Source organism: Caballeronia sp. J97, assembly GCF_905220305.1.
In the GTDB taxonomy this organism is placed as follows: domain Bacteria; phylum Pseudomonadota; class Gammaproteobacteria; order Burkholderiales; family Burkholderiaceae; genus Caballeronia.
This window is the reverse complement of record NZ_CAJMZL010000008.1, coordinates 187,035-212,416: the sequence shown is the minus strand read 5'-3', so window position 1 is coordinate 212,416 and position 25,382 is coordinate 187,035. Positions and strand designations below refer to the sequence as shown.

Below are 25,382 nucleotides of genomic sequence, written 5' to 3'. Positions count from 1 at the left end.
TAAGGTCGCGAAAACATTTGCGCTATTTAGTATTTATCGCCGACTCATAAGTTTTCACTAATGTTAAAAACGACGACCTTCCGGCAATTGCGCACGCTGCAGACCGTGGCGCGCGTGGGCAGCATCTCGGGCGCCGCCGATGAACTGCATCTCACGCAGCCGGCGGTGTCGCTGCAGATCTCGCTGCTCGGCGAGGCGGCGGGCACGCCGCTTCTGCGCAGAGTAGGGCGCGAAGTGCAGCTCACCGCCGCGGGCGAAGTGATGGCGCGTTATGCGAACGAAATCCTGAGCCTCTGGAATGAAGCCGGCGAAGAGGTGGCGGCGTTGCGCGGCGAGTTGGGCGGCACCTTGCGCATCGGCGCGATCACGACGGCGGAGTATCTCGTGCCGCCGCTGCTGGTGCGCTTCACGAAGGATCGGCCCGGCGTGAAGCTGCAGTTTCGCATCGGCAATCGCGATGACATCGTGCGCATGCTCGCGACGAATGAAATCGATCTCGCGATCATGGGGCGTCAACCGCGCGAGTTGCGCACGAGCGCCGCGGCATTCGCGAAGCATCCGATGGCGTTCGTGGCCGCGCCGTCGCATCCGCTGATGCACGCGAAGCGCTTGAGCCTGCCCGATCTCGAATCGGCGAATCTGCTCGTCAGGGAGCGCGGCTCGGGCACGCGGGTCGCGATCGAGGGCTTGTTCAAGGAAGCGGGGCTGAAGCTGCATGCCGCATCGGAGCTATCGAGCAACGAGGCGATCAAGCAGCTCGTCGAAGCGGGGCTCGGCGTTGCGTTTCTTTCGCTGCACGCGTGCGCGCTCGAAATGCAGGCGGGCCTGCTCGCGACGCTGCCCGTGCCGGCGACGCCGATCGAGCGGGCATGGCATGTCGTGCATATGTCGGAGCGGCGTCTGCCTCAGGTCGCCAATGCGTTCAGGGAGTTTCTGATTCAGTCGGGAGCGGCCGTGGCGGGCCTGACCGCGCCGCCGGAGATGCACAAGCCACGTTCGGGGCGCAGGGAACAGAAGAAGACGGAAGCCGATACAAATGCGGCTGGTGCCCAGGGCGGGACTCGAACCCGCACGCCTCGCGGCGCTACCCCCTCAAGATAGTGCGTCTACCAATTCCGCCACCTGGGCAAGGGGACCGAATTGTAGCGGGAAAATCGTGGAATGCGAAGGGCCTTCATCCATCGCATCTGCATCGGCATGACGCGAGCGCAATCCGATAGCGAAGCGCGGTGCCGAAGTTCGACGCTACTACAATAACCGGCAGAGCAAGTGTCACGTCCGATTCGCCTGAACAATCACATCGGTTCGCCCATGACGGGAGCGTCCATGTTCGGCAATACCTTGCGTATCGAAGTGGGACCAGACTGGCAAGTCCACGTCGCCACCGAGAGCTGGCTCGTCGCGACCCTGCTGGTCGCTGCCATGCTGCTGGGGATTCTGCTCGCGAGCGTCGTCTGCTATTACTTGACGCGCTCGATCATGCTGTTGATCGTCAGCCGCCTCGCGCGCAAGGAAGGGCGCAAGTGGCTGATCGCGGCGGAGCGTCACCGGGTGTTTCACCGGCTCGCGCCGCTCGTGCCCGCGGCGATCGTCTATGCGTCGGCGCCGATGCTCACCGGCCTCACGTTTCCGATCATCCCGGCGCTCGGCAAGCCGCTCGCCATTCTCGCAGCCTGCTACATGGTGTACACGCTCGTGCGCGCGGCGCTCGCATTGCGCGACAGCATCGACGAGCGCTACAGCCACTTTCCGTCCGCGAGCGAGCGGCCGATCAAGAGCTTTCTGCAGATCGCGACCATCGTCGTGTATCTGGTCGCGCTGATCGCGGTGGTCTCGCTGATCATGGAGCGTTCGCCGGTCTATCTGCTCACGGGACTGTCCGCCGTCACGGCGCTGCTCATCATCATCTTTCGCGACTCGCTGCTCGGCTTCGTCGCGAGCATTCAACTCGCGGCCTACGACATGCTGCGCGTGGGCGACTGGATCGAGGTGCCGGGCTATGTCGCCGATGGCATCGTGATCGATATCGCATTGAACACGATCAAGGTGCGCAACTTCGATAACACGATCGTGATGTTGCCGAGCCAGCTTCTCCTCACGAACAGCGTGAGGAACTGGCGCGGCATGATCGCCTCGGGCGCGCGACGCCTGCGTCACGCGATTCACTTCGACGTGGACACCATCCGCTATCCCGACGATGCCTTGCTCGCGCGGCTGCAGGAAGCGATCGAACGGCCGCTCGTCACGCCCGGCGGCGAGCGCCGCACGAACCTCGGTCTATATCGTGTCTATCTCAGCGGGTATTTCCGCGAGCATCCGGCGGTGCGCCTCGACATGCCGCTCGTGATCCGCCACGTGCAGTCCACGACGGCCGTGGTCGCGCTGGAGATCTGCGTCTTCGTCGACGAGATACGCTGGGAGCGCTACGAGAGTCTGTTGTCGGACATGCTCGATCACGCCTATGGCGTCGTGCCGCTGTTCGGCCTGCGCTGCTGGCAGCGCGAGCGTTCAGCGTCGACGGCCTCGTGATTCTCCAGGGGCAACGGCACGGGTCCGTTCACGCGCGAGAGGTTCACGCCGGCGCAACGCTGCATCGGCGCGCGCAATCCGAGGTTCCGGAAGCTCGATTCCGCAATGATGAACCGGCAGGCCGCGAAGCAGGCGGGCGTCGATATCGACGTGCGCCGCGTGGCCGCCGACGGTTACTCGACCACGTACCGGATCAAGTACCCGATGACGTACGGCTAGATCATGCCGCGCCCGACGAGTTCGCGTGGCTCGCGAAGGCGTGACGACCGGTCATCACACCGCAGCTCACCACACTGCCTGGCTCGTCAGCGCGAATTGCGTGAGCGTTGCATCGGCGGAGGGCACGCCGTTGGCCGCCATCTGCTCGATGGTATCGACGAGCGGCAGCCCGAGCCCTTCGAGCCACGCGGAAAGCCCGTATCGCAACGGCGTGTCGACGCGCACGAACATGCCCGCGTTCAACGCGAGCCAATAGCTGATCAACGCCTTGGCGCGGCTCTGGTCGGGCGATTCGGGCGCGATCACCGGGCCGATCACATGGCCGTCGCCGAAACGCCGGAACAGTGCGAAGCCGATCAGTTCGCCATCGCGGTCGAGTGCGATGCCGCTCGCGACCTCGAGCAATGGCGGCAGTAGCGCCGTGCGGTCGAGTCCGCTCGCACGCGAGGCTAGCGCGGCGAGTCGCGGCGTGTCCTTCGCGCCGATCGGACGCAGGCGCTCGCCGGGCGGCAACGAGACGAGCGGCGGCTGAAACGCCGCGCCCTGATGTTGATGAATGGTGCCGATGGATTCGAAGTCGCGTGCCTCGCACAAGGGCTTGCCTTCGTTCGATGCATGGATCAGCAGCATGCGCGGGCCGAGCTTCGTCATCAGCCGGTCCAGCAGGCCGCGCCCGATGCCGCGCCGCTGATGCTCGGGCGACACGATGAACATGCCGAGCGTCGCCGCATCCGCGCCGAACTGAAATGCGAGCGCCGTGCCGACGAGCGCGCCCTGGCTGTCGACGGCGGCGAAGCCGTTGCCCAGACGCGCAGCGAAGCGCCAGTCGTCCGCGCGATGCCGCCATTTGACGGACGCCGACAACGCGTGCGCCGCGGGGATGTCGTCGAGCGTGAAAGCCCGGTATTCGATCAGGTCGTTGTTGTTCGAGCGGGGCACGCCGGCCTCCTCACTTTGAAGACATTTACCGTGACTGTGACATTGCAGCGCGCACATGGCTAGGACGATCTTCCTGCCCCGCGCGATGCGCGGCGCACGCGCGTGGTGCAACGCAAAACCGCGGGTTATCGCGGCAAGAACGCGCGCGCCGTGCTGAATCGGCAATTTTGTCGGCGAAATATGCCGGCGCTCTGGTCCTACGATGAAGCCATGTCAACGCAACATTCCGGAGGAGGGCTCACGCATATGGACCGGTTCGATCCTGCCAGCATCGTCATCAGGAGCGGGCATTTCATCGGCGGCGAATTGATCGACGCGGGCGCGTCGCGTATCGACGTGGCGCGCCCGTCGGATGGCGTCGCGTATGCATCGGTGCCCGTCGCCGATGACGCGATGATCGACTACGCCGTGCAGAACGCGTACAGCGCGTTCAAAAAGAGCGATTGGGCCCGCCGCGCGCCGCGCGAGCGCGCACGCGTGCTGCGCAAGTTCGCCGATCTCGTCGCCGCCGACGCGGCCACGCTTGCGCCGCTCGAAAGCATCGGCTCGACGCGTCCCGTGCGCGATGCGTACCACTGGGATGTGCCGTTCACCGCCGAGAGCATCCGCTTCTATGCGGAGCTGGCCGACAAGATCGGCGGCGATGTCGCGGCGACGGATCATCGGCATCTCGGCATGACGATCGCCGAGCCGTACGGCGTGATCGGCGCGATCGCCCCGTGGAACTTCCCGCTCGTGATGGGCGTGTGGAAGACAGCGCCGGCGCTCGCGGCGGGCAACGCGGTCGTGCTCAAGCCCTCGGAGATGACGCCGTTCAGCGCATTGCGCCTCGCCGAGCTCGCGCTCGAAGCGGGCGTGCCGCCGGGCATCTTCAATGTCGTTCAGGGCGACGGGCGCACGACCGGCGACGCGCTCGTGCGGCATCCGCGCATCGGCAAGGTCACGTTCACCGGCTCGACGCGCACCGGCGCCGCAATCATGGCTGCGTGCGCGGAAAGCGGCACGAAGCCGGTCACGCTGGAGCTGGGCGGAAAGAGCCCGCAGATCGTCTTCGCCGATGCACCGCGCATCGATGAAGTGGCGCGGCGCATCGCGGGTGCGATCACGGGGAACGCGGGGCAGGTGTGCGTCGCGGGCTCGCGGCTGCTCGTGCAACGCGCTATCGCCGAAGAACTGACCGATCGCATCGCGCAAGCATTCGGCGAACCCAAGGCGGGCGCGACATGGGCGGCGGGCACGACCTTGCCGCCGATCATCTCCGAGCCGCAGGCGCAGCGCATCGACGCGATCGTTCAGCGCAGCATCGCGCAGGGCGCGACCCTGCGTTGCGGCGGCAGGCGCGCGGACGCCGCGACGCCCGGCGCGTTCTATTCACCGACCCTGTTGTGCGACGTCACGCAGGAAAGCGACGCCGTGCGCAATGAAATCTTCGGTCCGGTGCTCACCGTGCAGTCGTTCGACACGGAAGAAGAAGCCCTCGAACTCGCGGCGCATCCCGACTACGGGCTCGCGGCGGGCGTGCACACCGCGGATATCGGCCGCGCATTGCGCATGGTGCGCGGCATCGAAGCGGGCACCGTATGGGTCAACCGCTATGGCCGCACGAGCGACTTCGTGATTCCCACGGGCGGCTACAAGCGCTCGGGCATCGGCAAGGATCTCGGGCGGCAGGCATATGAAGCGAATCTGCGCTTCAAGAGCGTGCTCATCGACACGGAAGGCTGAGGCGCGCAAACACGCACGATCGTTCCAGAAGCACACCGCATTTTGTGCTGTGGCGGAGGATGAAAACGCATCACTTGTGTCGTCGCGAGGCACGCATTCAACGCCATCAGTCATTTTTGCCTTGTTTAAATTTTCTCAACGCAACGCTGTTCCTTGTTTTCACCCCTACACGACAGGACTGACACCATGATCGATTTCGAGCCGAAGTACATCACGTTCGACTGCTACGGCACGCTGACGAAATTCCGCATGGCCGACATGGCCCGCGAGATGTACGCCGACCGCCTGCAAGGCGACGACCTCGAGCAGTTCGTCAAGTTCTTCGCGGGCTATCGCCGCGACGAAGTGCTCGGCGCATGGAAGCCGTATCGCGACGTGATCGTCAATTCGGTGCGCCGCGCGTGCGCGCGCATGAACGTCGAATTCAACGAAGCGGAAGCCGAACAGTACTACCTCGCGGTGCCGACCTGGGGCCCGCATCCGGACGTGCCGGAAGGCCTCTCGCGTCTCGCGAAGAAGTACAAGCTCGTGATTCTGTCGAACGCATCGAACGATCAGATCCAGAGCAACGTCGACAAGCTCGGCGCGCCGTTCCATCGCGTGTTCACGGCGCAGCAGGCGCAGTCGTACAAGCCGCGCATGCAGGGCTTCGAGTACATGTTCGACCAGTTGAACTGCAATCCGGAAGACGTGCTGCATGTTTCGTCGAGCCTGCGCTACGACCTGATGACCGCGCACGACATGGGCATCAAGCACAAGGCGTTCGTCAAGCGCGGCCACGAGCCGGGCACGCCGTACTACGAGTATTACGAAGTGGACACCATCGGCGATCTCGCCGGCCAACTCGGTCTGTAATCGAAGCCACCTCACGCGAGCAATGCCGATGAAACTCGACTCCTACTGGCTCGACACCGCGCCCGCGATCGTCTCGACGTGCGAAGGCCCGGCCGATGGTCAGGCCGATGTCGCCGTGATCGGTGGCGGGTTCACGGGTTTGTCAGCGGCGCTCGCATTGGGCAAACGCGGCGCGTCGGTCGCCGTGCTCGATGCCGGACGCATGGGCGGCGGCGCGTCGGGGCGCAACGGCGGCCAGTGCAACACGGGCGTCGCGCAGGACTACGCGGCGCTGCGTGCGCAACTCGGCGTCGAGCGCGCGCAGGGCTGCTATCGCGCGTATGCGGCCGCGGTGAGCACGGTCGAGCGATTGATCCGCGAGGAAAACATCGATTGCGACTATCTCGCGTCGGGCAAGCTGAAGCTCGCCGCGAAGCCGCATCATCTCGACCATATCGCGACGACCGCCGAGCTGATCCGGCGCGAAGTCGATCCGGACATCGAGCTGCTCGATCGCGGGCAGGTCCGCGATGAAGTGCAATCGGATGCCTTTCACGGCGGTCTGCTGCAGCGCCACGGCGGGCAGATGCACATGGGCAAGTTCGCCGCCGGACTGTCCGATGCCGCCGTCAGGCACGGCGCGCGTCTCTACGAGCATGCCGAAGTCACGGCGATCACAAAGGAGGGCGGCGCGTATCGAATCGACTCGAAGCGCGGCACGTTGCGCGCGAAGCAGGTGCTGATCGCGACGGGACCGTCGAAGCACGGCCCGTTCGCGTGGTATCGGCGCAGGCTCGCGCCGGTCGGCTCGTTCATCGTCGTGACCGAGCCGCTGCCCGCGGACCGGCTGCAAGCACTCTTGCCGAACCGGCGCTCGTACACGACGAGCCGCCTGATGCACAACTACTTTCGCGTGACGCCCGATTCACGTTTGCTGCTCGGCGGACGCGCGCGCTTCACCGCATCGGAGCGCCCGTCGGATGCGAAGAGCGGACGCATTCTGCAAGCCAATCTCGCAGCGATTTTCCCGAGCCTGGCCGATGCGCGCATCGACTATTGCTGGGGCGGTCTCGTCGATATCACTGCGGATCGCTTGCCGCGCGCGGGCCAGCACGACGGCATCTATTTCTCGATGGGCTACAGCGGCCACGGCACGCAGATGGCGACGCACATGGGCCAGATCATGGCCGACGTGATGGACGGCCACGCCGATGCGAACCCGTGGCGCGATTTCGACTGGCCCGCGATTCCGGGCCATACGGGCAAGCCGTGGTTTCTGCCGCTCGTCGGCGCGTATTACTCGATCAAAGACGTGTTCTATTGAAGCATCGAAGCATCCGAAGCAAAGACAGGCGGCCTTCATCCAATGAGCAAGCCGCCGGACATTCACAGCCCCTATCGCGGAGAAGTTCATGAGCATCGACCAATCGCCTGAAGCACTTGCCCATGCCGATGCCGGCAAACGGCTCGAAGAACTGACGCGCCGCGGCGCGTCGCGGCGCAACGTCCTTCGCGCGATGGCCGCGGGCGGACTGCTGTCGGTGACGGGCGCGGGGCTCCTCACCGCGAGCGGTGCGGCGTTTGCGCAGGACAAGCCGAAGCAGGGTGGACGCATCCGCGTGGCGACGCAGTCGTCGTCCGCCGCCGATACGCTCGATCCCGCCAAGGGCGCGCTCGGCACCGACTATGCGCGTGCCTTCATGTTCTACAGCGGCCTGACCGAGCTCGACAGTCACCTCGGCGCGAAGATGGCGCTCGCCGAATCGCTCGAAACGAAAGACGCGACCGTGTGGGTCGTGAAGCTGCGCAGCGGCGTCCAGTTCCACGACGGCAAGTCGCTCGCGCCGCAGGACGTCATCTATTCGCTGATGCGCCACAAGGACCCGGCGGTCGGCTCGAAGGCGAAGACGCTCGCCGATCAGTTCAAGGAGATCAAGGCGACCGGACCGAACGAGCTCACGATCACGCTGACGGGCGCGAACGCGGATCTGCCGGTCATTCTGGCGGACTCGCACTTCCTCATCATCAAGGACGGCACGACGGACTTCAAGACGGCGGTCGGCACGGGCCCCTTCAAGCTGAAGGAATTCGCGCCGGGCGTGCGTACCGTCGGCGTGCGCAACGAGAAGTACTGGAAGCCGGGCATGCCGCACCTGGACGAAGTGGAGCTGATCGGCATCGCGGACGAGCCCGCGCGCGTGAATGCGCTCATGTCCGGCGACGTGCAGCTCATCAACGCGGTGAGCGCGCGGTCGACCGAGCGCATCAAGGGCACGCCGGGCTTCAACGTGCTGGAAACGAAGACGGGCCAGTACACCGATCTCATCATGCGCGACGATGGCGGCATCACCGGCAATGCGGATTTCCGCCGCGGCATGATGTACCTGATGGATCGCGAGCAGATGCGCAAGACGATCTTCCGCGGCTATGGCGCGATCGGCAACGATCAGCCGATCGATCCGAGCAACAAGTACTACATGTCGGGCCTGCCGCAACGCGGCTTCGATCCCGACAAGGCCAAGTTCCACTTTCAGAAGGCGAAGCTCGGCAGCACGCCGATTCAACTGTACGCATCGCCGGCGGCGGAAGGCTCCGTCGAAATGGCCGTGCTGATGCAGCAGGTCGCGCCGCAGGCGGGCATCAATCTGCAGGTGGTGCGCGTGCCGTCGGACGGCTACTGGTCGAATCACTGGATGAAGCATCCGCTCGGCTTCGGCAACATCAATGCGCGCCCGAGCGCGGACGTGATCTTCACGCAGTTCTTCAAGTCCGATGCACCGTGGAACGAAGCGAACTGGAAGAGCGCGCAATTCGACCAGATGCTCGTCGCCGCGCGTGGCGAACCGGACGACGCGAAGCGCAAGAAGATCTACGGCGACATGCAGGAGCTCGTGCACACGGATGGCGGCATCGGCATTCCGATGTTCCAGAGCTCGCTCGACGCCCATACGTCGAAGCTGAAGGGCCTGGGCGGCATCCCGCTCGCGGGCCTGATGGGCTGGATGTTCGCGGAGAACGTGTGGCTCGAAGCATGAGCGTGCGCTAGCAGCGGGCGTGCGCCGCGGCCACGAGCGCGGCGCACGATTTCAACCCTTCAAAAAAGAGGCGTTTATCCGATGAAAGCTCATGCGCAACGACTCGTCGCCGCGCGCCTCGGCCTCGCGCTGCTTACGCTGTGGATCGTGTCGATGGTGGTGTTCGGCATCACCGGACTCTTGCCGGGCGATGCCGCGCAGCAGGCGCTCGGTCAGGCGGCGACGCCCGAGCAGGTGGCGGCGCTGCGGCATCAGTTCGGCCTCGACCAGCCCGCGGTCACGCGTTATATCCAGTGGCTCCTGCATGTGGTGACGGGCAACTTCGGCACGTCGCTGTCGAACAATCTGCCGGTCAGCGAGCTGATCTCCACGCGTCTGCCGAACTCGCTCGTGCTGGCGGGACTGACCGCGCTCGTGTCCGTGCCGCTCGCGCTCGTGATCGGCATTCTCTCGGCGATGTATCGCGGCTCGCTCGTCGATCGCGCGCTCAACGTGCTCACGCTGTCGACCGTCGCGGTGCCCGAGTTTCTCGTCGCGACCATCGCCGTGCTGATCTTCGCGGTGAAGCTGCGCTGGCTGCCGGCGCTCTCGTATCTGTCGGACGTCTCTTCGTTCGGCGCGCTCGTGCGCACGTATGCGATGCCGGTGATGACGCTGTGCTGCGTGATTGTCGCGCAGATGGCGCGCATGACGCGCGCGGCGGTGCTCGATCAGCTCAATGCATCGTATGTGGAGATGGCGTTGCTCAAAGGCGCTTCGCCCATGCGCGTGGTGTTGCGGCACGTGCTGCCGAACACCATCGGCCCGATCGCCAATGCGGTCGCGCTTTCGCTGTCGTATCTGTTCGGCGGCGTGGTGATCGTCGAATCGATCTTCAACTATCCCGGTCTCGCGAGCCTGATGGTCGATGCCGTCACCAATCGCGACATGCCGCTCGTGCAGGGCTGCGTGATGGTGTTCTGCGCGGCATATCTCGCACTTGTGCTCATCGCCGATCTGGCTCAGATCGTCTCCAACCCGAGGCTGCGTCAACGATGAATCGGAACGTCTCTTCTCACGCCACCACCGTGCTATACGATCAACCGCCCGCCGATGCGCCGCAAGAGCAGGCGCCCGTCGCCGTCAAGCGCGGTGTGTGGAGCCGCCTCGTCAGCCGCTTCTCGGTGCTGGGGCTGATCGGCCTCTTCATCGTCGTGTTCTGGCTCGCGATCGCGTTCATCGGGCCGGTCGTCGCGCCCTACAAGGGCGGCGCGTTCACGTCGACGGAAGTGTTCGGCTCGTATAGCGCCGCGCATCTGCTCGGCACCGACTATCTCGGCCGCGACATGCTGAGCCGCATTCTTTACGGCACGCAGTACACGGTCGGTCTCGCGCTCGCGGCAACGGTGGCGGCGAGCGTCATCGGCACGTTCTTCGGTCTCGTGGCCGCCGTGTCGGGCCGCTGGGTCGATGAAGTGCTGAGCCGTCTGTTCGATGCGCTCATCTCGATCCCGAGCAAGATTCTCGCGCTGGTCGTGATTGCCGCATTCGGCTCGTCCATTCCGATGCTGATGATGGTCGCCGCGCTCGCATACATTCCCGGCGCGTTCCGCATCTCGCGCTCGCTCGCGGTGAACATCATGACGCTCGAATACGTGCAGGTGGCGAAGGCGCGCGGCGAAAAGCTCTTCTATATCGCACGCGTGGAAGTGCTGCCCAACATGATTCATCCGATGCTCGCGGACTTCGGCCTGCGCTTCGTGTTCATCGTGCTGCTGCTCTCGGGCCTGAGCTTTCTCGGACTCGGCGTGCAGCCGCCGAACGCGGACTGGGGCTCGCTCGTGCGCGAGAACATCGGCGGGCTGGCGGAAGGCGCGCCCGCGGTGCTGATGCCCGCGGTCGCGATCGCGACCCTGACCGTCGGCGTGAATCTGCTCATCGACAGTTTGCGTCGTCATGGCGCGCGCGCGCACGGAGGCGGGCAATGACTACGAACATGATCGAAGTGAAAGGCTTGCGCGTCGTCGCGGGCGCGGCGCCGGACCCCGTCGTCGAGATCGTGAAGGGCGTCGACTTCACGGTGAAGAAGGGCGAAGTGCTCGCGCTGATCGGCGAGTCGGGCTCGGGCAAGACGACCATCGCGCTGGCGCTGCTCGGTCATGCGCGCGGCGGCTGTTCGATCGCGGGCGGCTCGGTGAGGATCGGCGACACGAATGTGTTGTCGCTCGATGCGAAGGGCCGTCGCGCGTTGCGTGCCCGCACGGTCGCGTATGTCGCGCAGAGCGCGTCGGCGGGCTTCAATCCTGCGCGCACGATCATGGATCAGGTCACCGAGCCCGCGCTCCTGCACAAGCTGATGACGCCGGCCGTCGCGCGTCAGAAAGCAGTCGGCCTGTTTCGCTCGCTCGCGTTGCCGAATCCCGAGACCATCGGCGATCGCTATCCGCATCAGGTGTCGGGCGGTCAGTTGCAGCGTTTGATGGCGGCGATGGCCCTGATCACCGATCCCGCCGTCGTCGTGTTCGACGAACCGACCACCGCGCTCGACGTGACCACGCAGATCGAAGTGCTCGCCGCATTCAAGGGCGTCGTGCGCGAGCTGGGCACGACAGCCGTGTATGTGTCGCATGATCTCGCCGTGGTCGCGCAGATGGCGGACCGCATCGTCGTGTTGAACGGCGGGCGCGTGCGCGAGAACGGCACGACCGCGCAAGTGCTCGATGCGCCTGCCGACGAATACACGCGTCAGCTGCTCGCGGCGACGCGCCGTCCCGATGTCGAACTCGCGGTGGCCGATGCCGCGCGCGCAGTGCCGTTGCTCGAAATTCGCAATCTGAGCGCGGGCTACGGACGCATCGATGCGAACGGCGTGCCCGCCGTGCGCGTGCTCGACGACGTGAGCCTCAAGATCGCGCGCGGCAGCACGCTCGGCGTGATCGGCGAATCGGGCTCGGGCAAGACGACGCTCGCGCGCGTGATCGCGGGCCTCGTCGATCGCGCGCACGGCGACGTGCTGCTCGACGGCAAGCCCTTGCCCGCGAAGTTGTCGGAGCGCACGCTGGAGCAATATCGCCGCGTGCAGATCGTGTTTCAGAACGCGGATACGGCGCTGAACCCGAGCCGCACCATCGCCGATATTCTCGCGCGGCCGATGAACTTCTATCACGGCCTGCGCGGCGCGGCCGCGCAAAAGCGCATGCTCGAACTGCTCGATCTGGTGAAGCTCCCGGCCTCGATCGCGAAGCGGCAGCCGGGCGGCTTGTCGGGTGGGCAGAAGCAGCGCGTGAATCTCGCGCGTGCGCTCGCGGCCAATCCCGAGCTCATTCTCTGCGATGAAGTGACGTCCGCGCTCGACACGGTCGTCGGCGCGGCGATCCTCGATTTGCTTGCCGAGTTGCGCCGTGAGTTGAACGTGTCGTACATGTTCATCAGCCACGACATCTCGACGGTGCGCGCCATCTGCGATGAAGTCATCGTGCTCTACGCGGGTCAGTGTGTCGAAGCGGGCCAGCGCGATGCGCTTTCGCATCCGCCGTATCACCCGTACACGGGTTTGCTCGTCGATTCGGTGCCCGCGTTGCGTCCCGGCTGGCTCGATTCGCGTCGCGCGATGGCGCTCGGCGCGTTGCCCGCGCTCGGTCCGGAAAGCGATGCACGCGAGCTGTGCAGCTTCCGTTCGCGTTGCGCCGCACGCATCGACGGCAAGTGCAACGTGACGCCGCCGGCGAAAAAGACCTTGCCATCGGGCGCGCAGATTCTGTGTCATCACAGCGCAGCGGATCTCGCCCGCATGCAATCGACGGAAACGGTGACGGCATGAGCGGGCGCTTCGTGAGAGTCGCGGAGAAAGATCGCAGGACGTTCGGAATCCTGATCGATGGCAAGCGCGCGCTGGCTGCCGAGGGCGACACGCTGATGGTCGCATTGCTGACCTCGCGGGAGGATCTGCGCGATTCGGAGTTCGGCGATGGCCGCCGCGCGGGCTTCTGCGTGATGGGCGCATGCCAGGACTGCTGGGTGTGGACGGAGAGCGGCGAGCGCGTGCGCGCGTGTACGACGCAGGCGGTCGAAGGCATGTCGATCGTCACGCGTCTTTCGGAAGCGCAGGAGGGCGTATGGCCGCGACCGTGATCGTGATCGGCGCGGGTCCGGCGGGCGTGCGCGCGGCGCAGGCGCTCGTCGAAGCGGGTTTGCGTCCCGTGGTGATCGATGAGAGCCGACGCGATGGCGGGCAGATCTATCGTCGTCAGCCGGAGGGTTTCACGCGTACGTATGAGACCTTGTACGGCACCGAAGCGAAGCGCGCGCGCGCGTTGCATGAAGCGTTCGATGCATTGCGCCCGAAGATCGATTACGTGCCCGACACGCTCGTGTGGAACATCGAGCCGAACGCGGTGCATACGGTGAGCGGCGCGCGTCATCGCAAGCTCGCATTCGATGCGCTCATCGTTTGCAGCGGCGCGACCGATCGCCTGATGCCAGTTCCCGGCTGGCATCACGCGGGCGCATATAGCCTCGGCGGCGCGCAGGTCGCGCTGAAATCGCAGGGCTGCGCGATCGGTTCGCGCGTCGCGATGATGGGCACCGGCCCGCTGCTCTATCTCGTCGCCGCGCAATACGTGAAGGCGGGCGCGACGGTGAGCGCGGTGCTGGATACATCGACGTTCGGGCAACGTCTGCGCGCGTTGCCGCAACTGCTCGCGATTCCATCGGCGTTGCAGAAGGGCATCGCGTTGATGCGCGTGCTCAAGGATGCACATGTGCCGGTTCATCGGGGGATTACGCCGGTCGAGATTCAGGGCACGCCCGAGCATGGCGTGCAAGGCGTGCGCGTCAGACAAGCCGATGGCGCGATGCTCGAAATCAAGTGCGATGCCGTCGCGCTCGGCTATCACCTGCGCTCGGAAACGCAGCTCGCCGATCTCGCGGGCTGTGAATTCCGTTTCGATCAGGCTTTGCGACAGTGGCTCCCCATCGCCGATGAAGACGGCCGCAGCAACGTGAAAGGCGTCTATCTCGCGGGCGATGGTGCGCGGGTGCGCGGCGCCGATGCAGCCGAAGGCGCGGGACGTCTCGCTGCGCTGGCTGCGCTGAAGGATATCGGTGTCGCGCCCAACGAAGACGAAGCCAGGCGGCTGCGTTTGCGACTCACCCGCTTCACCCGCTTCGCCGCGGGCTTGCGCACCGCATTTCCATGGCCCGCGCGTCTCGCCGCCGCTTTGCCCGATGAAACCATCGTGTGCCGCTGCGAAGCGATTACGGCGGGTGAGCTGAGACGCGTCGTGAACGAAATGGGCGCGCGGGAAGCGAATCGCGCGAAGGCGTTTTCGCGCGTCGGCATGGGCCGATGCCAGGGCCGCTTCTGCGCGCATGCGGGTGCGGAGGTCATCGCGGCCGAAGCGCGCGTGCCGCTCGAATCAGTGGGCCGTCTGCGCGGGCAGGCGCCGGTCAAGCCTTTGCCGATGGCGCTCGCGCCGCACGAAGACATGGAGACGAGCGAATGAACGAGCGCGCCGATGTGATCGTGATCGGCGGCGGCATCGTCGGCACGACGACTGCGCTTTTCCTGCGCCGCCGCCAGCGTTCGGTGATTCTGCTCGAACGCGGGCTGACGGGACAGCAGGCGAGCGGCGTGAATTTCGGCGGCGTGCGCCGGCAAGGACGCGCGCTCGAACAACTCGCGATGTCGAATCGCGCGCTCCAGACGTGGCGGCATTCGCGCGAACTGCTCGGCGAGGATATCGAGTTCCTGCCATCGGGCCATACGCGCGTGTGCTATCACGCGCACGATGCCGAATACTTCCATCGCTATGCCGCCGATGCGCGCGCCTACGGCCTCGATCTCGAAGTGCTCGACGGCGCGGCCATGTTCCGGCGCTTGCCGTTCCTCGGCCGCGATGTGCTGGCGGCGTCGATCTCGCCGCTCGATGGTCATGCGAACCCGCGTCTCGCCGCGCCCGCGTTCGGGCGCGCGGCGGCGCGGCTCGGCGCGCGCATCGTCGAGAACACGGAAGTCGTGCGCGTCGAGAAGGAAGCAGGCGGCTTTCGCGTGGAAAGCGCAACGGGCGACGTGTATCGCGCGGAGCAAGTGCTGATCTGCGCGGGCGCATGGGCCGACACGCTATCGACGCAATTCGGCGAACCCGTGCCGCTCGTCGCGCGCGGTCCGCAAATGGCGGTGACCGAACCCGTGCCTTACGTCTTCAAGTTCTCGATGGGCGTGTACACGTCGATCAAGGAAGAGAGCGTCTATTTCCGGCAGGTCGAGCGCGGCAATATCGTGCTCGGCGGCGGCCCGTCCGGTCCCGCCGATCCGGACACGCGGCGCGCATCCGTCCTGCCCGAAAACACCGTCGCGCAGATGGCGCAGTTCCGCCGCATGGTGCCCGCGATGCGCCCGCTGCATGTGATTCGCGTGTGGAGCGGCGTGGAAAGTTATCTGCCGGATTCGGAGCCGGTGATCGGCCCGAGCTCGAAAGCCGATGGCCTGTTCTATGCGTTCGGCTTCAGCGGATCGGGTTTTCAGATCGGACCAGGCGTGGGCGAAACGCTCGCGGAATTGCTCGATACCGGCAGCACGCCCATCGATCTGTCATCGTTTTCCATCAGACGATTTCAGCGCGCTTCGTCGACGCACGCGGAATCGGTCACCTCCGAGACTTCGCCATGAGCCAAGCCAATCTGATCGACGCGCTCGCCTATATCGAAGCCAATTTCGACAAGACCGTGAGCCTCGCGCAACTCGCGGATCTCTCGGCGCTGAGCGTATCGCGCTTCGCGACGGTGTTTCGCGAGCGATTCGGTCTCTCGCCCTATAAGTATCTGTGCGAGCTGCGCGTGCGGCGCGCGCAAACGCTGTTGCTCGCGGGCGTGCCGGGATCGGTCGTCGCGACGGAAGTGGGCTTCTTCGATCAGAGTCATCTGGCGCGGCATTTCAAGCGCCTGTGCGGCATGACGCCGAGCGCTTTTGTCGAGCGCACGCGCATGAAGGCGCGCTCAGCCGAGATCGATGCCGGTCTGTTGAAGCGCGTCGCGCAGGCCGAGCCGCGGGTATTGGCGTTCGACGCTGCGCATGTCGCTTAACGCTTCCTGAATAATCCATTCGCGCACGCTGGCGACGATGTGCCGCACGGGTTTGTTCGGCGGCGTGAGCAGACAACAACGCCGGCTCGTGACGATCAATTCCTCTTCGGCCGGTACGAGCGCGCCTTGTGCGAGCCAATGCGACGTCACGTTCAGCCAACCGAGCGCGATGCCTTGCCCGAGCAGCGCAGCCTGCACGACGATCGCGTAATCGTTGAAGCGCAACATGCCCGCCGCATGGCGTTCCTTTGCTGCGAACGCATGAAAACGCTCGTGCCAGCCGCGCTCCTCGTCGTCCATCACGATCACCGTATCGCCATGCGCGCGCGCCGCCTCCGTTTGCGCTAGCTCGTGATAGCGCGGATTGCAAAGCGGCAGAAGCGTTTCGGGCATCACGAGGACGGCGTGCTCGTCGATTTCCTCGTCGTGCACGAAGCGCATGCCGAGATCGACATCGACGAGCGGTCCGCCGATGCGTCCCGATATCAGTTGAAAGCGCAAATCGACGGAAGGAAACGCCTGATTCAGGCGGCTCATGCGCGGCATGAGCCAGTGCGTGGTGAAGCCGGTGGACACGGAAAGCGTGACCGTTTCGATGCCTGTTGCGCGCGCTTCGATTTCGCGGATCGCGCTTTCGATGCCGCTGAAGCCTTCCGAAATCTTGCGATAAAGAATCTCGCCGCTTTCCGTCAGTTCGATGCCGCCGCGCACGCGCTCGAAAAGCCGCACGCCGATATGGTCTTCCATGCGCGCGAGCATGCGGCTGACGGCGGGTTGACTCACATACAGCTCTTGCGCGGCGCGCGTGAAATTACCGCAGCGCGCGGCCGCCTCGAACACGAAAAGCGCATTTGCGCTCGGCAGTTTCTTGCGAAGGTTTGGCATGACTTCATGTTATGCCCGATCCAACAATTTTGGAATTGCCGTCAAAAACATCGCGACTTAGTATTTTCCCAACCTCTCTCTTTCTGACGAGACGAACGACATGGACGCACGCGCTAAAACGGGAGTGTCGATCAGGTCCGCGACCAAGCGCTACGGCGCGGTGACAGCGCTCGACGACGTATCGCTCGATATCGCGCCGGGCGAGTTCGTGTCGCTGCTCGGGCCTTCGGGGTCGGGCAAGACGACGCTGCTCGGCATTCTCGGCGGCTTTGTTCAGCCGACTTCGGGCAGCGTGTGGGTCGGCGAGCGTGACATTACATTCGCGCCGCCGCACAAGCGCGACATCGGCATCGTGTTCCAGAACTACGCGCTCTTTCCGCATATGACGGTGGGCGAGAACGTTGCGTTCTCGCTGCGTGCGCGTCGCGAGCCGAAATCGACATGGGCGAAGCGCGTTGCCGAAGCGCTCGCGATGGTCGAGCTCAAGGGTTATGAGAGCCGCAGCATTCATCAGCTTTCCGGCGGACAGAAGCAACGCGTGGCGCTCGCGCGTGCGATGGTGTTTCAGCCGCAACTGATCCTGATGGACGAGCCGCTCTCCGCGCTCGACAAGCAATTGCGCGAGACCATGCAGATCGAATTGCGCCGATTGCATCGTCAGCTCGGCGCGACCATCGTCAACGTGACGCACGATCAGCGCGAGGCGCTCACGATGAGCGATCGCGTCGCGGTGCTGAAGGACGGCAGGCTCGTGCAGATCGACACGCCCGAGCGCCTGTACGACCGTCCTTGCGATGCGTTCGTCGCGAGCTTCATCGGCGAAGCGACGATGCTCGATGTCACGCGCGCCGGCGACGATGCCGTGCGTCTCGGCGATACGGTCCTGCGCACCGCGCATCCCTTGCCGCGCGGCGAGAAGCTCTTGCTCGCGGTGCAAACCGAAAAGCTCGTGATCGACGCCGAGAATCGTCACGCGCACGCGAACCGCCTTTCATGCCGCGTGACCGAAGTGCTTTATCAAGGCGAGAGCCTGCGTGTGTTCGCAGCGCTCGCCGATGGCACCGCGATCAGTCTGCGGCAACCCGGCAGTCACGACGCGCGCAGCCGCATTCCCGCGCCGGGTGCGTACATGACCGTGGCGCTCGATCCTCGGGACACGATCGTCGTGTCGGCCTGATTTCCTTTTACCGCCTGTGCACGGGCGATTTCGACTGCAAACCTGGATACGCAACCTGTAAAGGATGAAGCAATGAATCTCACCGATTTCAAGGTCCTGACGTTCGATGTCGTCGGGACGCTGATCAACTTCGAAAAGGGCGTGCTCGATTCCGTGCGCCGGCTGGGCGGACCGAAGGCGAAGGACCTGAGCGACGATCAGATCTTCGAGCCGTACATGGACGGGCGCGCGAAGTATCCGGGCCGGTCGAGTCACGAGATGGCGAATGTCTATCTGCATCTCGCGAAGCAACTCGGCCTGCCCGACGATGCGCAATCCGCCGCCGCATTTCAGCGCGACGTGCTCGAATGGCCCGCGTTCGAGGATTCCGTCGCGGCGTTGAAGCGTCTGCGCAAGCACTTCCGTCTCGTTGCGATGACCAATGCGGATCGCGTCGCGTTGTCGGCGTATGCACATACGCTCGGCGATCCGTTCGACGATACCGTGTGCTGCGACGAAACCGGCGTCGCGAAGCCCGATCCGCAATTCTTCGCCTATAACCGTGGACGTCAGGCCGCGTTCGGCTACAAGTTCGGCGAGATCCTGCATACGGCGCAAAGCCAGTATCACGACATCGGCATCGCCACGAAGCTCGGCTATGCGACGTGCTGGGTCGAGCGGCGTCAGGGCATGAAGGGATTCGGCGCGACGCCCGTGCCCGAGAGCGTGACGACGCCGACGTGGAAGTTCGCGACGCTCGCCGCGCTCGCGGATGCCGTCGACGACGAAGTCCGCGCCGCCGCCTGACGATGCGCGCCCCGACGACACCGTCGCGCCCGCAACCCGAATCGCTATGGCGGGCGATGGCCGCACCGGTCGACACCGGCGCGCCGCTCGCACGCGATATCGACGTGGAAGTCGCGATCATCGGCGCGGGTTATTCGGGCTTGAGCGCCGCGCATGCGCTGCAAAAGCGCGGCGTCGAATGCGCGGTGCTCGATGCGAATCCGGTCGGCTGGGGCGCGAGCGGACGAAATGGCGGCGTGGTGTCGTCGAAGTTTCGTCTGTCGTTTCCGGCGATCGCCAGTGCGCATGGCATCGATGTCGCGAAGCGCATGCATCGGCTCGCGCACGATGGCGTGCGCGCCGTCGAGGCGTTCATCGACGAGTTCAGGCTCGAACGCGCTCGATTCGAGCATGCGGGCAGCCTGCGTTGCGCGCATACGGAGCGCGCGCTCGCGTCGATATGCGCCGAAGCCGACTGGGTCCGCACGATGCTCGGCGATTCGTCGATGACCGTGCAATCGCGCGCGGAAGTGCAGCATGAGACGGGCTCGAAGGGTTTCGTCGGCGGCGTGTTGAGCGCGGATGCGGGCACGATCCTGCCGCTCGAATACGTGCGCGGCATCGCGGCGGCTCTGACCGCGCGCGGCGTGCCGATCTTCGAGGCGACGCCTGTGATCGAAATGTCGCGCGCGCAGGACGGCCGTGTGCTGTTGAGAGCGCCGGGTGGCACGGTGCGCGCGAGGCAGGTCATCGTCGCGACGAACGCGTATTCGAATCTGACCGATGCCACGGCTTCGTATCATCGTGAGCTCGTGCCGTTCAGAAGCGCGATGATCGCGACCGCGCGCTTGTCGCCGGAGCTCGATGCGCAACTGATGATCAATCGCCGCAGCTATACCGAAACGCGCCGCATGATGAAGTGGTTCCGCAAGGTCGATGGCCGCATGTTGTTCGGCGGCCGCGACGCGTTCGGCAAGGAAGGCGAGCCGACCGGCTTCGACGCGCTGCAGCGCGCGATGGTCGCGCTCTTTCCGCAACTGGGCGGCGTGCTGGTCGAGTATCGCTGGTCGGGTTATGTCGGCATGACCTTCAACGCGCTGCCGCATGTGGGCCGCAGCGACGATGCGACCACGTTCTGTCTCGGCTATAACGGCGCGGGCGTGGCGATGGCGAGTCTGGTCGGCCAGCACGCCGCGGCGCTCGCGCTCGGCGACAAGCCCGAGCTCGCGCTGCTTGCGCAAAACGGCTTGCGGCCCGTGCCGTTTCACGCGCTGCGCGCGCCGGGCGTGAGGCTCGTCGCAGCGTGGTATCAGTTTCTCGACGCCGTAGGTGCATGATGACGACAGCCAAACGGATTCTCCAGGACACCGCCGTGATGCCCGCGATGATCGATCCTTCAGTGCGCCATCAGCGCCGCGAAGACCGCGCGATGCTGTTGCTGATGGCGCCCGCGTTGTTCGTGGTGGTCGTGCTGCTCGTGGCGCCGCTCGCGTGGCTCTCGTGGCAGTCGTTCTATCACGACGGCGTGTTTTCGCTCGTGAACTACAAGCGCGTTTTCACGGGCGCGTATCTCGACACGTTTCTGCTGACTTTCAAGCTCAGTTTCATCGTGACGGCCATCACGCTCTTGCTCGGCTATCCGGTCGCGTACTTCGCGGCATCGATATCGCCGCGATGGAGCGCGCTCGTGCTCGGCATGGTGATCCTGCCGTTCTGGACCAGCGTGCTCGTGCGCACCTATGCCTGGCTCGTGCTGCTGCAGCGCACGGGCCTCATCAACAAGGCGCTGCTCGGCATGGGTCTGATCGAGCGCCCGTTGCAGCTTTCGTATAACCAGTTCGGCACCATCATCGCGATGGTGCATATCCTCTTGCCGTTCATGGTGCTGCCGCTCTATTCGGCGATGCAAAAGATTCCGTCGAATCTTTCGCAGGCCGGCGCGAGCCTCGGCGGTTCGCCGCTGCACGTGTTCTTGCGGGTGTTTCTGCCACTGTCGATGAGCGGCGTGCTCGCGGGCGTGACGCTCGTCTTCGTGCTGTGTCTCGGCTTTTACATCACGCCCGAGCTGATGGGCGGCGGCAAGTCGATGATGGTGTCGATGATCGTGAGCCGCAACGTCGAGATCTACAACAGCTGGGGCGCGGCGAGTTCGGTGAGCGTGGTGCTGCTCGTCTGCGTGTTCGCGATCTTCTATGGCGTGAGCCGCGTGATTCCGCTCGAAAAGACACTGGGAGCGAAATGATGCAGATGCGGAGTTCTTTCTCGTTCGGCCGCGTGACGCTCGGCGCGTCGGTGATGCTGATACTCGCGTTCCTGATGATCCCCGTGGTCATCGTCGTGCCCTTGTCGTTCTCCGATGCGCGCTTTCTCACGTTTCCGCCACCGGCGTATTCGCTGCGCTGGTATCACGCATTCTTCGATAACCCTGCGTGGATCGATGCGGCGAAGACCACCTTCGCGGCGTCGACGTGCGCGGCCCTGATCGCGACGCCGCTCGGCATCGCGGCGGCGTACGGCATCCAGTACGGATCGCACTGGTCGCTGCGCTATATGCGTACTTTGCTGATGCTTCCGTTGATGGTGCCGATCATCATCGTCGCGGTCGGCGTGTTCTTCGTCTTCACGCAGATGGGCTATGTGAACACGCTCGGCGGACTCGTCATCGCGGACACGATGCTCGGTCTGCCGTATGTGCTGATTTCCGTCGGCGCGGATTTGCGCACGTTCGATCGCACGCAGGAGATGGTCGCGCGCAGTCTCGGCATGAACCGCTTTCGCGCGTTCATGGCGGTGACGTTGCCGCAGATCAAGGCGAGCGTGATTTCGGGCGCCGTGTTCGTGTTCATTCAGGCGCTCGATGAAACCGTGGTTGCGTTGTTCATCTCGGGCGGCAACAATCAGACGCTCACGCGCCGCATGTTCGTCACCTTGCGCGATGAAATCGATCCGACCATCGCCGCCATCAGCACGATGTTGACGGCGCTGACCTTGTGCCTTGTGATGATCGTCGTCGTGAGCCGGCGTTCTTCGGCGGCGGCGCGAGCCTGATCCTTCCACTACAGAAAAAATATGCGACATCTGCAGCAGTTCTATATCGACGGCGACTGGGTCGAGCCTTCCGGCAGCACGCGTTTGCCTGTGATCGATCCGTCGACCGAAGAAGCGATCGGCGACGTCGCGCTCGGCGATGCGCGCGACGTCGATCGCGCGGTCGCGGCTGCGCGCCGTGCGTTCACATCGTTTTCGCAGACGAGCGTCGAAGAGCGCGTCGCGTTGCTGAAGCGATTGCTCGAAGCGTACGTTGCGCGTTATGACGAGATGGCCGATGTCATCTCGCGCGAGATCGGCGCGCCGACGAAGCTCGCGCATGCGTGGCAGGCCGCGCTCGGCAAGCGGCATATCGAGGAAACGTTGCGCACGGTCGAGCGCTTTCAGTGGCAGCGCATGAAGGGCACGACGCTCGTCAATCAAGAACCCGTGGGCGTGGCCGCGCTCATCACGCCGTGGAACTGGCCGATCAATCAGATCGTCTGCAAGGTCGCGCCGGCGCTCGCGGCCGGATGCGCGGTGGTGCTGAAGCCGAGCGAAGTCTCGCCGATGAACGCAGTGCTGTTCGCCGAAATCGTCGATGCGGCCGGCGTGCCCAAGGGCGTGTTCAATCTCGTCAATGGCGACGGTCCGACCGTCGGCGCTGCGCTCAGCGCGCATCCGGATGTCGACATGGTGTCGTTCACCGGATCGACGCGCGCCGGCGTCGAAATCGCGAAGCTGGCCGCGCCGACCGTGAAGCGCGTGCATCAGGAGCTCGGCGGCAAGTCGGCGAACATCCTGCTCGACGATGCCGATTTCGAAGCGGCCGTGACTGCCGGCGTCAACTCGTGCTTCAGCAACAGCGGTCAGTCGTGCAATGCGCCGACACGCATGCTCGTGCCCGCATCGCGGCACGATGAGGCTGTGCAGATCGCGTTGCGCGCGGCGCAGAAGCATCGCGTCGGACCGGCGAGCGATCCGGCGACGACGATGGGCCCCGTCGTCAGCGATGTGCAGTTCGGGCGCGTGCAGCGGCTGATCGATATCGGCATCGAAGAGGGCGCTTCGTTGGTGACGGGCGGCGCCGGGCGTCCCGACGGGCTCGAGCGCGGCTATTACGTGAAGCCCACTGTGTTCGCGAACGTGAATCCGTCGATGACTATCGCGCGCGAGGAAATCTTCGGTCCGGTGCTCGCGATCATGCCGTATCGCGATGAGGAAGAAGCCATCGCCATCGCCAACGACACGCCTTATGGCTTGGCGGCTTACGTGCAGTCGAACGATCAGGCGCGCGCGCGGCGCGTGGCGATGAGAATGCGCGCGGGCAGTGTCTACGTCAATTATCCGGCCTGGGATCCGGGCTCGCCGTTCGGCGGCTACAAGCAGTCGGGCAATGGGCGCGAGTACGGCGAATGGGGACTGGAAGCGTTTCTCGAAGTGAAGGGAATCGTGGGTTACGGCGCGTAGTCCAGGGTGCGCGCGGCCGGTTCCTGCGCGCCCGGAACCGTGCCGCGCAACGCATCCGCCACGCGCTCCGCGATCATGATCGTGGGCACGTTCGTGTTGGCGCACGGAATCGACGGCATCAAGGACGCATCGCACACATGCAGGTTTTCAGTGCCGTGGACCGCGCCACGCGAATCGGTCACGGCCCACGAATCGTTCGATGAACCCATGCGGCACGTTCCCGACGGATGCCACGTTCCGCCGACATTGCGCATGACGAAGTCCGTCATCGCGTTGTCATCGGCGAGCAGTTTGTCGATAGTGATGCCCTGCGTCACCACGCTCTCGATCAATGCGCCGCGCAACGGTCCGGCGATATCGAGCAACGCGCTCAGCGCGCCGCGCTGCACCGCATTCCATGTCCCCGGCATGGCCACCGCCGCCACGCGCGGTGAATAGCTGGACGGAAAGATCACATCGCGCTGCGCATCCATCGAAGGCGATGCCAGAGCGGAGGCGCCGAAGCGCAACGCGAGCTTGAGCCGTTCGAGATCGCGCGAATCGGAGAGCATCGCGAAATCGACGGCGGGTTCATCGAATGCATTCGCCGACTGCAGCGTCACGCGCCCGCGCGAATAAGATTTGTTGACCCAGAAGAAGATCGTGCCCAGCCGATAACCCACCGAATGCCAGCCCGAGCGCGACAGGATCGCGCCGTGCATGTCGCCGGCAACGGTATCCGGCAAGCCGGAAGAGAAGCGCACGATGGCCTGCTCGTGATGTTCTTCAGGAAACGGCGTGCGCGCGGCGCGTGGCAGAAACGCGGACACCGCAATCGACGGATGCTCCATCAGATTGCGGCCGACGCCCGGACGATCCGCGAGCACGTCGATGCCGAGTGCGGCGAGCTCATCGCCGGGACCGATGCCGCTTCGCATCAGCAATGCGGGACTGTGAATCGCACCCGCCGAGACGATCACGCGTCGCGCGCTCAGCACTTCGCTCGTGCCATCGTTGCGCACGATGCGCGCACCGATTGCACGCTTGCCTTCGAACAGAATGCGCTCGACGACTTCGCCGGTTCGGATCGTCAGATTGACGCGTGCGCGTGCGGCATCGTCGAGATAGCAAACCGAAGTCGGGATGCGCTCGCCCTTCGCACTGACCGCAATCGATCCGATGAACGTGCCGTCTTCCCAAGGGCCGTTCTGATCGTCATGCAATGCATGGCCGCTTTCGGCGAGTGAACCGAGCACCGCGCGGACGAACGGCGAAATGCGCGGCCATGCCGTGCGTCGAATGCGCAAAGGACCGTCGCCGCCGTGCAATGCGCCGCTGAAATCGCAATCCGTTTCGAGCTTGCGAAAATAGGGCAGACACGTCTGCCAGTTCCAGCCATCGGCGCCGAGCGTTTCCCATTCATCGTAATCGGCCGGAGATCCGCGATTGGCCATCAGCGCATTGATGGCCGAGCCGCCGCCCAAAAGCCGCGCCTGTTCATAGCGTCGCAATGCGGCGTGCCCGCTCATGCGCGCTTTCAAAGCCTGCCAGATATTGCGCGTGTCGAGATACGCGCGGCCCGGATAGCGGCTGCGAATAGCGTCGGGCATCGTGCGTGCCGAGATATCGCGGCCCGCTTCGACGAGACACACGTTCGCGTGCGCATCTTCGGAAAGGCGCGCGGCCAGCACGCAGCCCGCCGAACCGCCGCCCAGAATCAGATAGTCGAACACGCG

At 64.8% G+C, this 25,382-nt stretch carries 21 protein-coding genes, 1 tRNA gene and 1 pseudogene; 19 read left to right on the top strand and 4 right to left on the bottom strand.

Features of this window, described 5'->3' with window-relative positions; genetic code table 11:
- Window positions 1-60: 60 nt before the first annotated feature.
- A pseudogene (locus U4Y90_RS14090) lies at window positions 61-978 on the top strand (LysR family transcriptional regulator); the annotation flags it as partial.
- Between the two features lie 65 nt (window positions 979-1,043).
- On the opposite strand, the gene U4Y90_RS14085 reads toward U4Y90_RS14090, so the two are convergent.
- Window positions 1,044-1,128: transfer RNA gene (locus tag U4Y90_RS14085), tRNA-Leu, on the bottom strand.
- Between the two features lie 198 nt (window positions 1,129-1,326).
- Between U4Y90_RS14085 and U4Y90_RS14080 the strand changes: the two genes are divergently transcribed.
- Window positions 1,327-2,529: a mechanosensitive ion channel family protein gene (locus U4Y90_RS14080; protein WP_321795218.1), complete on the top strand. Its 1,203-nt coding sequence runs from the start codon at window positions 1,327-1,329 to the stop codon at window positions 2,527-2,529.
- A 285-nt stretch (window positions 2,530-2,814) separates the two neighbouring features.
- Here U4Y90_RS14080 and U4Y90_RS14075 read toward each other — a convergent pair whose 3' ends face one another.
- A complete protein-coding gene (locus U4Y90_RS14075) occupies window positions 2,815-3,687 on the bottom strand; it encodes a GNAT family N-acetyltransferase (protein ID WP_321795216.1) in 873 nt (290 codons plus the stop codon).
- A gap of 246 nt (window positions 3,688-3,933) precedes the next feature.
- Between U4Y90_RS14075 and U4Y90_RS14070 the strand changes: the two genes are divergently transcribed.
- From U4Y90_RS14070 to U4Y90_RS14020, 11 genes are all read left to right on the top strand, one after another.
- Window positions 3,934-5,412: an aldehyde dehydrogenase family protein gene (locus U4Y90_RS14070; protein ID WP_321795254.1), complete on the top strand. Its 1,479-nt coding sequence runs from the start codon at window positions 3,934-3,936 to the stop codon at window positions 5,410-5,412.
- 186 nt (window positions 5,413-5,598) lie between these two features.
- Window positions 5,599-6,267 carry a haloacid dehalogenase type II gene (locus U4Y90_RS14065; RefSeq protein ID WP_321795215.1) on the top strand — a complete coding sequence of 223 codons (669 nt, stop codon included), beginning with the start codon at window positions 5,599-5,601 and terminating at the stop codon, window positions 6,265-6,267.
- Window positions 6,268-6,295: 28 nt separating this feature from the next.
- A complete protein-coding gene (locus U4Y90_RS14060) occupies window positions 6,296-7,570 on the top strand; it encodes an FAD-binding oxidoreductase (protein ID WP_321795214.1) in 1,275 nt (424 codons plus the stop codon).
- An 88-nt stretch (window positions 7,571-7,658) separates the two neighbouring features.
- The gene (locus tag U4Y90_RS14055; protein WP_321795213.1) at window positions 7,659-9,281 is read left to right on the top strand and encodes an ABC transporter substrate-binding protein; all 1,623 of its coding nucleotides are present in this window, start codon (window positions 7,659-7,661) and stop codon (window positions 9,279-9,281) included.
- Window positions 9,282-9,362: 81 nt separating this feature from the next.
- A complete protein-coding gene (locus U4Y90_RS14050) occupies window positions 9,363-10,319 on the top strand; it encodes an ABC transporter permease (RefSeq protein WP_321795212.1) in 957 nt (318 codons plus the stop codon).
- A complete protein-coding gene (locus U4Y90_RS14045) occupies window positions 10,316-11,248 on the top strand; it encodes an ABC transporter permease (RefSeq protein WP_321795210.1) in 933 nt (310 codons plus the stop codon). Before U4Y90_RS14050 ends, U4Y90_RS14045 begins: the two co-directional genes overlap by 4 nt.
- On the top strand, window positions 11,245-13,080 hold the full coding sequence (locus tag U4Y90_RS14040; RefSeq protein ID WP_321795208.1) for an ABC transporter ATP-binding protein: 1,836 nt from the start codon (window positions 11,245-11,247) through the stop codon (window positions 13,078-13,080). The genes U4Y90_RS14045 and U4Y90_RS14040 overlap by 4 nt, the downstream gene beginning before the upstream one ends.
- Window positions 13,077-13,391, top strand: a complete 315-nt coding sequence (locus tag U4Y90_RS14035) for a (2Fe-2S)-binding protein (RefSeq protein ID WP_321795207.1) — start codon at window positions 13,077-13,079, stop codon at window positions 13,389-13,391. The genes U4Y90_RS14040 and U4Y90_RS14035 overlap by 4 nt, the downstream gene beginning before the upstream one ends.
- Entirely contained in the window at window positions 13,376-14,764 is a 1,389-nt protein-coding gene (locus U4Y90_RS14030) for an NAD(P)/FAD-dependent oxidoreductase (protein WP_321795206.1), read from the top strand. Before U4Y90_RS14035 ends, U4Y90_RS14030 begins: the two co-directional genes overlap by 16 nt.
- The gene (locus U4Y90_RS14025; protein ID WP_321795204.1) at window positions 14,761-15,930 is read left to right on the top strand and encodes an FAD-binding oxidoreductase; all 1,170 of its coding nucleotides are present in this window, start codon (window positions 14,761-14,763) and stop codon (window positions 15,928-15,930) included. Before U4Y90_RS14030 ends, U4Y90_RS14025 begins: the two co-directional genes overlap by 4 nt.
- On the top strand, window positions 15,927-16,343 hold the full coding sequence (locus U4Y90_RS14020) for an AraC family transcriptional regulator (RefSeq protein WP_321795203.1): 417 nt from the start codon (window positions 15,927-15,929) through the stop codon (window positions 16,341-16,343). Before U4Y90_RS14025 ends, U4Y90_RS14020 begins: the two co-directional genes overlap by 4 nt.
- Here the strand turns inward: U4Y90_RS14020 and U4Y90_RS14015 are convergent.
- Window positions 16,257-17,228 (bottom strand): LysR family transcriptional regulator, encoded by a 972-nt coding sequence (locus U4Y90_RS14015; protein WP_321795201.1) that lies wholly within the window; start codon window positions 17,226-17,228, stop codon window positions 16,257-16,259. The two genes, U4Y90_RS14020 and U4Y90_RS14015, sit on opposite strands and share 87 nt — an antisense overlap.
- A gap of 100 nt (window positions 17,229-17,328) precedes the next feature.
- Between U4Y90_RS14015 and U4Y90_RS14010 the strand changes: the two genes are divergently transcribed.
- From U4Y90_RS14010 to U4Y90_RS13985, 6 genes are all read left to right on the top strand, one after another.
- Window positions 17,329-18,405: an ABC transporter ATP-binding protein gene (locus U4Y90_RS14010; RefSeq protein ID WP_321795199.1), complete on the top strand. Its 1,077-nt coding sequence runs from the start codon at window positions 17,329-17,331 to the stop codon at window positions 18,403-18,405.
- A 72-nt stretch (window positions 18,406-18,477) separates the two neighbouring features.
- The gene (locus U4Y90_RS14005; RefSeq protein ID WP_321795197.1) at window positions 18,478-19,191 is read left to right on the top strand and encodes an HAD-IA family hydrolase; all 714 of its coding nucleotides are present in this window, start codon (window positions 18,478-18,480) and stop codon (window positions 19,189-19,191) included.
- Window positions 19,192-19,193: 2 nt separating this feature from the next.
- Window positions 19,194-20,507: an FAD-binding oxidoreductase gene (locus U4Y90_RS14000; protein WP_321795195.1), complete on the top strand. Its 1,314-nt coding sequence runs from the start codon at window positions 19,194-19,196 to the stop codon at window positions 20,505-20,507.
- Entirely contained in the window at window positions 20,504-21,412 is a 909-nt protein-coding gene (locus U4Y90_RS13995; RefSeq protein WP_321795193.1) for an ABC transporter permease, read from the top strand. Before U4Y90_RS14000 ends, U4Y90_RS13995 begins: the two co-directional genes overlap by 4 nt.
- A gap of 5 nt (window positions 21,413-21,417) precedes the next feature.
- Window positions 21,418-22,218 carry an ABC transporter permease gene (locus U4Y90_RS13990; RefSeq protein WP_321795192.1) on the top strand — a complete coding sequence of 267 codons (801 nt, stop codon included), beginning with the start codon at window positions 21,418-21,420 and terminating at the stop codon, window positions 22,216-22,218.
- A 21-nt stretch (window positions 22,219-22,239) separates the two neighbouring features.
- Window positions 22,240-23,667 carry an aldehyde dehydrogenase family protein gene (locus U4Y90_RS13985; RefSeq protein ID WP_321795191.1) on the top strand — a complete coding sequence of 476 codons (1,428 nt, stop codon included), beginning with the start codon at window positions 22,240-22,242 and terminating at the stop codon, window positions 23,665-23,667.
- Here U4Y90_RS13985 and U4Y90_RS13980 read toward each other — a convergent pair.
- Window positions 23,655-25,379, bottom strand: coding sequence for a GMC family oxidoreductase (locus tag U4Y90_RS13980; RefSeq protein WP_321795190.1), 1,725 nt, complete (start codon window positions 25,377-25,379; stop codon window positions 23,655-23,657). The genes U4Y90_RS13985 and U4Y90_RS13980 overlap by 13 nt on opposite strands.
- Window positions 25,380-25,382 lie beyond the last annotated feature (3 nt).

Bases quoted from the DNA above. Each gene is read 5' to 3' on its own strand.
- U4Y90_RS14080 (WP_321795218.1), top strand. From the start codon at position 1,327: ATGTTCGGCAATACCTTGCGTATCGAAGTGGGACCAGACTGGCAAGTC.
- U4Y90_RS14070 (WP_321795254.1), top strand. From the start codon at position 3,934: ATGGACCGGTTCGATCCTGCCAGCATCGTCATCAGGAGCGGGCATTTC.
- U4Y90_RS14065 (WP_321795215.1), top strand. From the start codon at position 5,599: ATGATCGATTTCGAGCCGAAGTACATCACGTTCGACTGCTACGGCACG.
- U4Y90_RS14060 (WP_321795214.1), top strand. From the start codon at position 6,296: ATGAAACTCGACTCCTACTGGCTCGACACCGCGCCCGCGATCGTCTCG.
- U4Y90_RS14055 (WP_321795213.1), top strand. From the start codon at position 7,659: ATGAGCATCGACCAATCGCCTGAAGCACTTGCCCATGCCGATGCCGGC.
- U4Y90_RS14050 (WP_321795212.1), top strand. From the start codon at position 9,363: ATGAAAGCTCATGCGCAACGACTCGTCGCCGCGCGCCTCGGCCTCGCG.
- U4Y90_RS14045 (WP_321795210.1), top strand. From the start codon at position 10,316: ATGAATCGGAACGTCTCTTCTCACGCCACCACCGTGCTATACGATCAA.
- U4Y90_RS14040 (WP_321795208.1), top strand. From the start codon at position 11,245: ATGACTACGAACATGATCGAAGTGAAAGGCTTGCGCGTCGTCGCGGGC.
- U4Y90_RS14035 (WP_321795207.1), top strand. From the start codon at position 13,077: ATGAGCGGGCGCTTCGTGAGAGTCGCGGAGAAAGATCGCAGGACGTTC.
- U4Y90_RS14030 (WP_321795206.1), top strand. From the start codon at position 13,376: ATGGCCGCGACCGTGATCGTGATCGGCGCGGGTCCGGCGGGCGTGCGC.
- U4Y90_RS14025 (WP_321795204.1), top strand. From the start codon at position 14,761: ATGAACGAGCGCGCCGATGTGATCGTGATCGGCGGCGGCATCGTCGGC.
- U4Y90_RS14020 (WP_321795203.1), top strand. From the start codon at position 15,927: ATGAGCCAAGCCAATCTGATCGACGCGCTCGCCTATATCGAAGCCAAT.
- U4Y90_RS14015 (WP_321795201.1), bottom strand. From the start codon at position 17,228: ATGCCAAACCTTCGCAAGAAACTGCCGAGCGCAAATGCGCTTTTCGTG.
- U4Y90_RS14010 (WP_321795199.1), top strand. From the start codon at position 17,329: ATGGACGCACGCGCTAAAACGGGAGTGTCGATCAGGTCCGCGACCAAG.
- U4Y90_RS14005 (WP_321795197.1), top strand. From the start codon at position 18,478: ATGAATCTCACCGATTTCAAGGTCCTGACGTTCGATGTCGTCGGGACG.
- U4Y90_RS14000 (WP_321795195.1), top strand. From the start codon at position 19,194: ATGCGCGCCCCGACGACACCGTCGCGCCCGCAACCCGAATCGCTATGG.
- U4Y90_RS13995 (WP_321795193.1), top strand. From the start codon at position 20,504: ATGATGACGACAGCCAAACGGATTCTCCAGGACACCGCCGTGATGCCC.
- U4Y90_RS13990 (WP_321795192.1), top strand. From the start codon at position 21,418: ATGCGGAGTTCTTTCTCGTTCGGCCGCGTGACGCTCGGCGCGTCGGTG.
- U4Y90_RS13985 (WP_321795191.1), top strand. From the start codon at position 22,240: ATGCGACATCTGCAGCAGTTCTATATCGACGGCGACTGGGTCGAGCCT.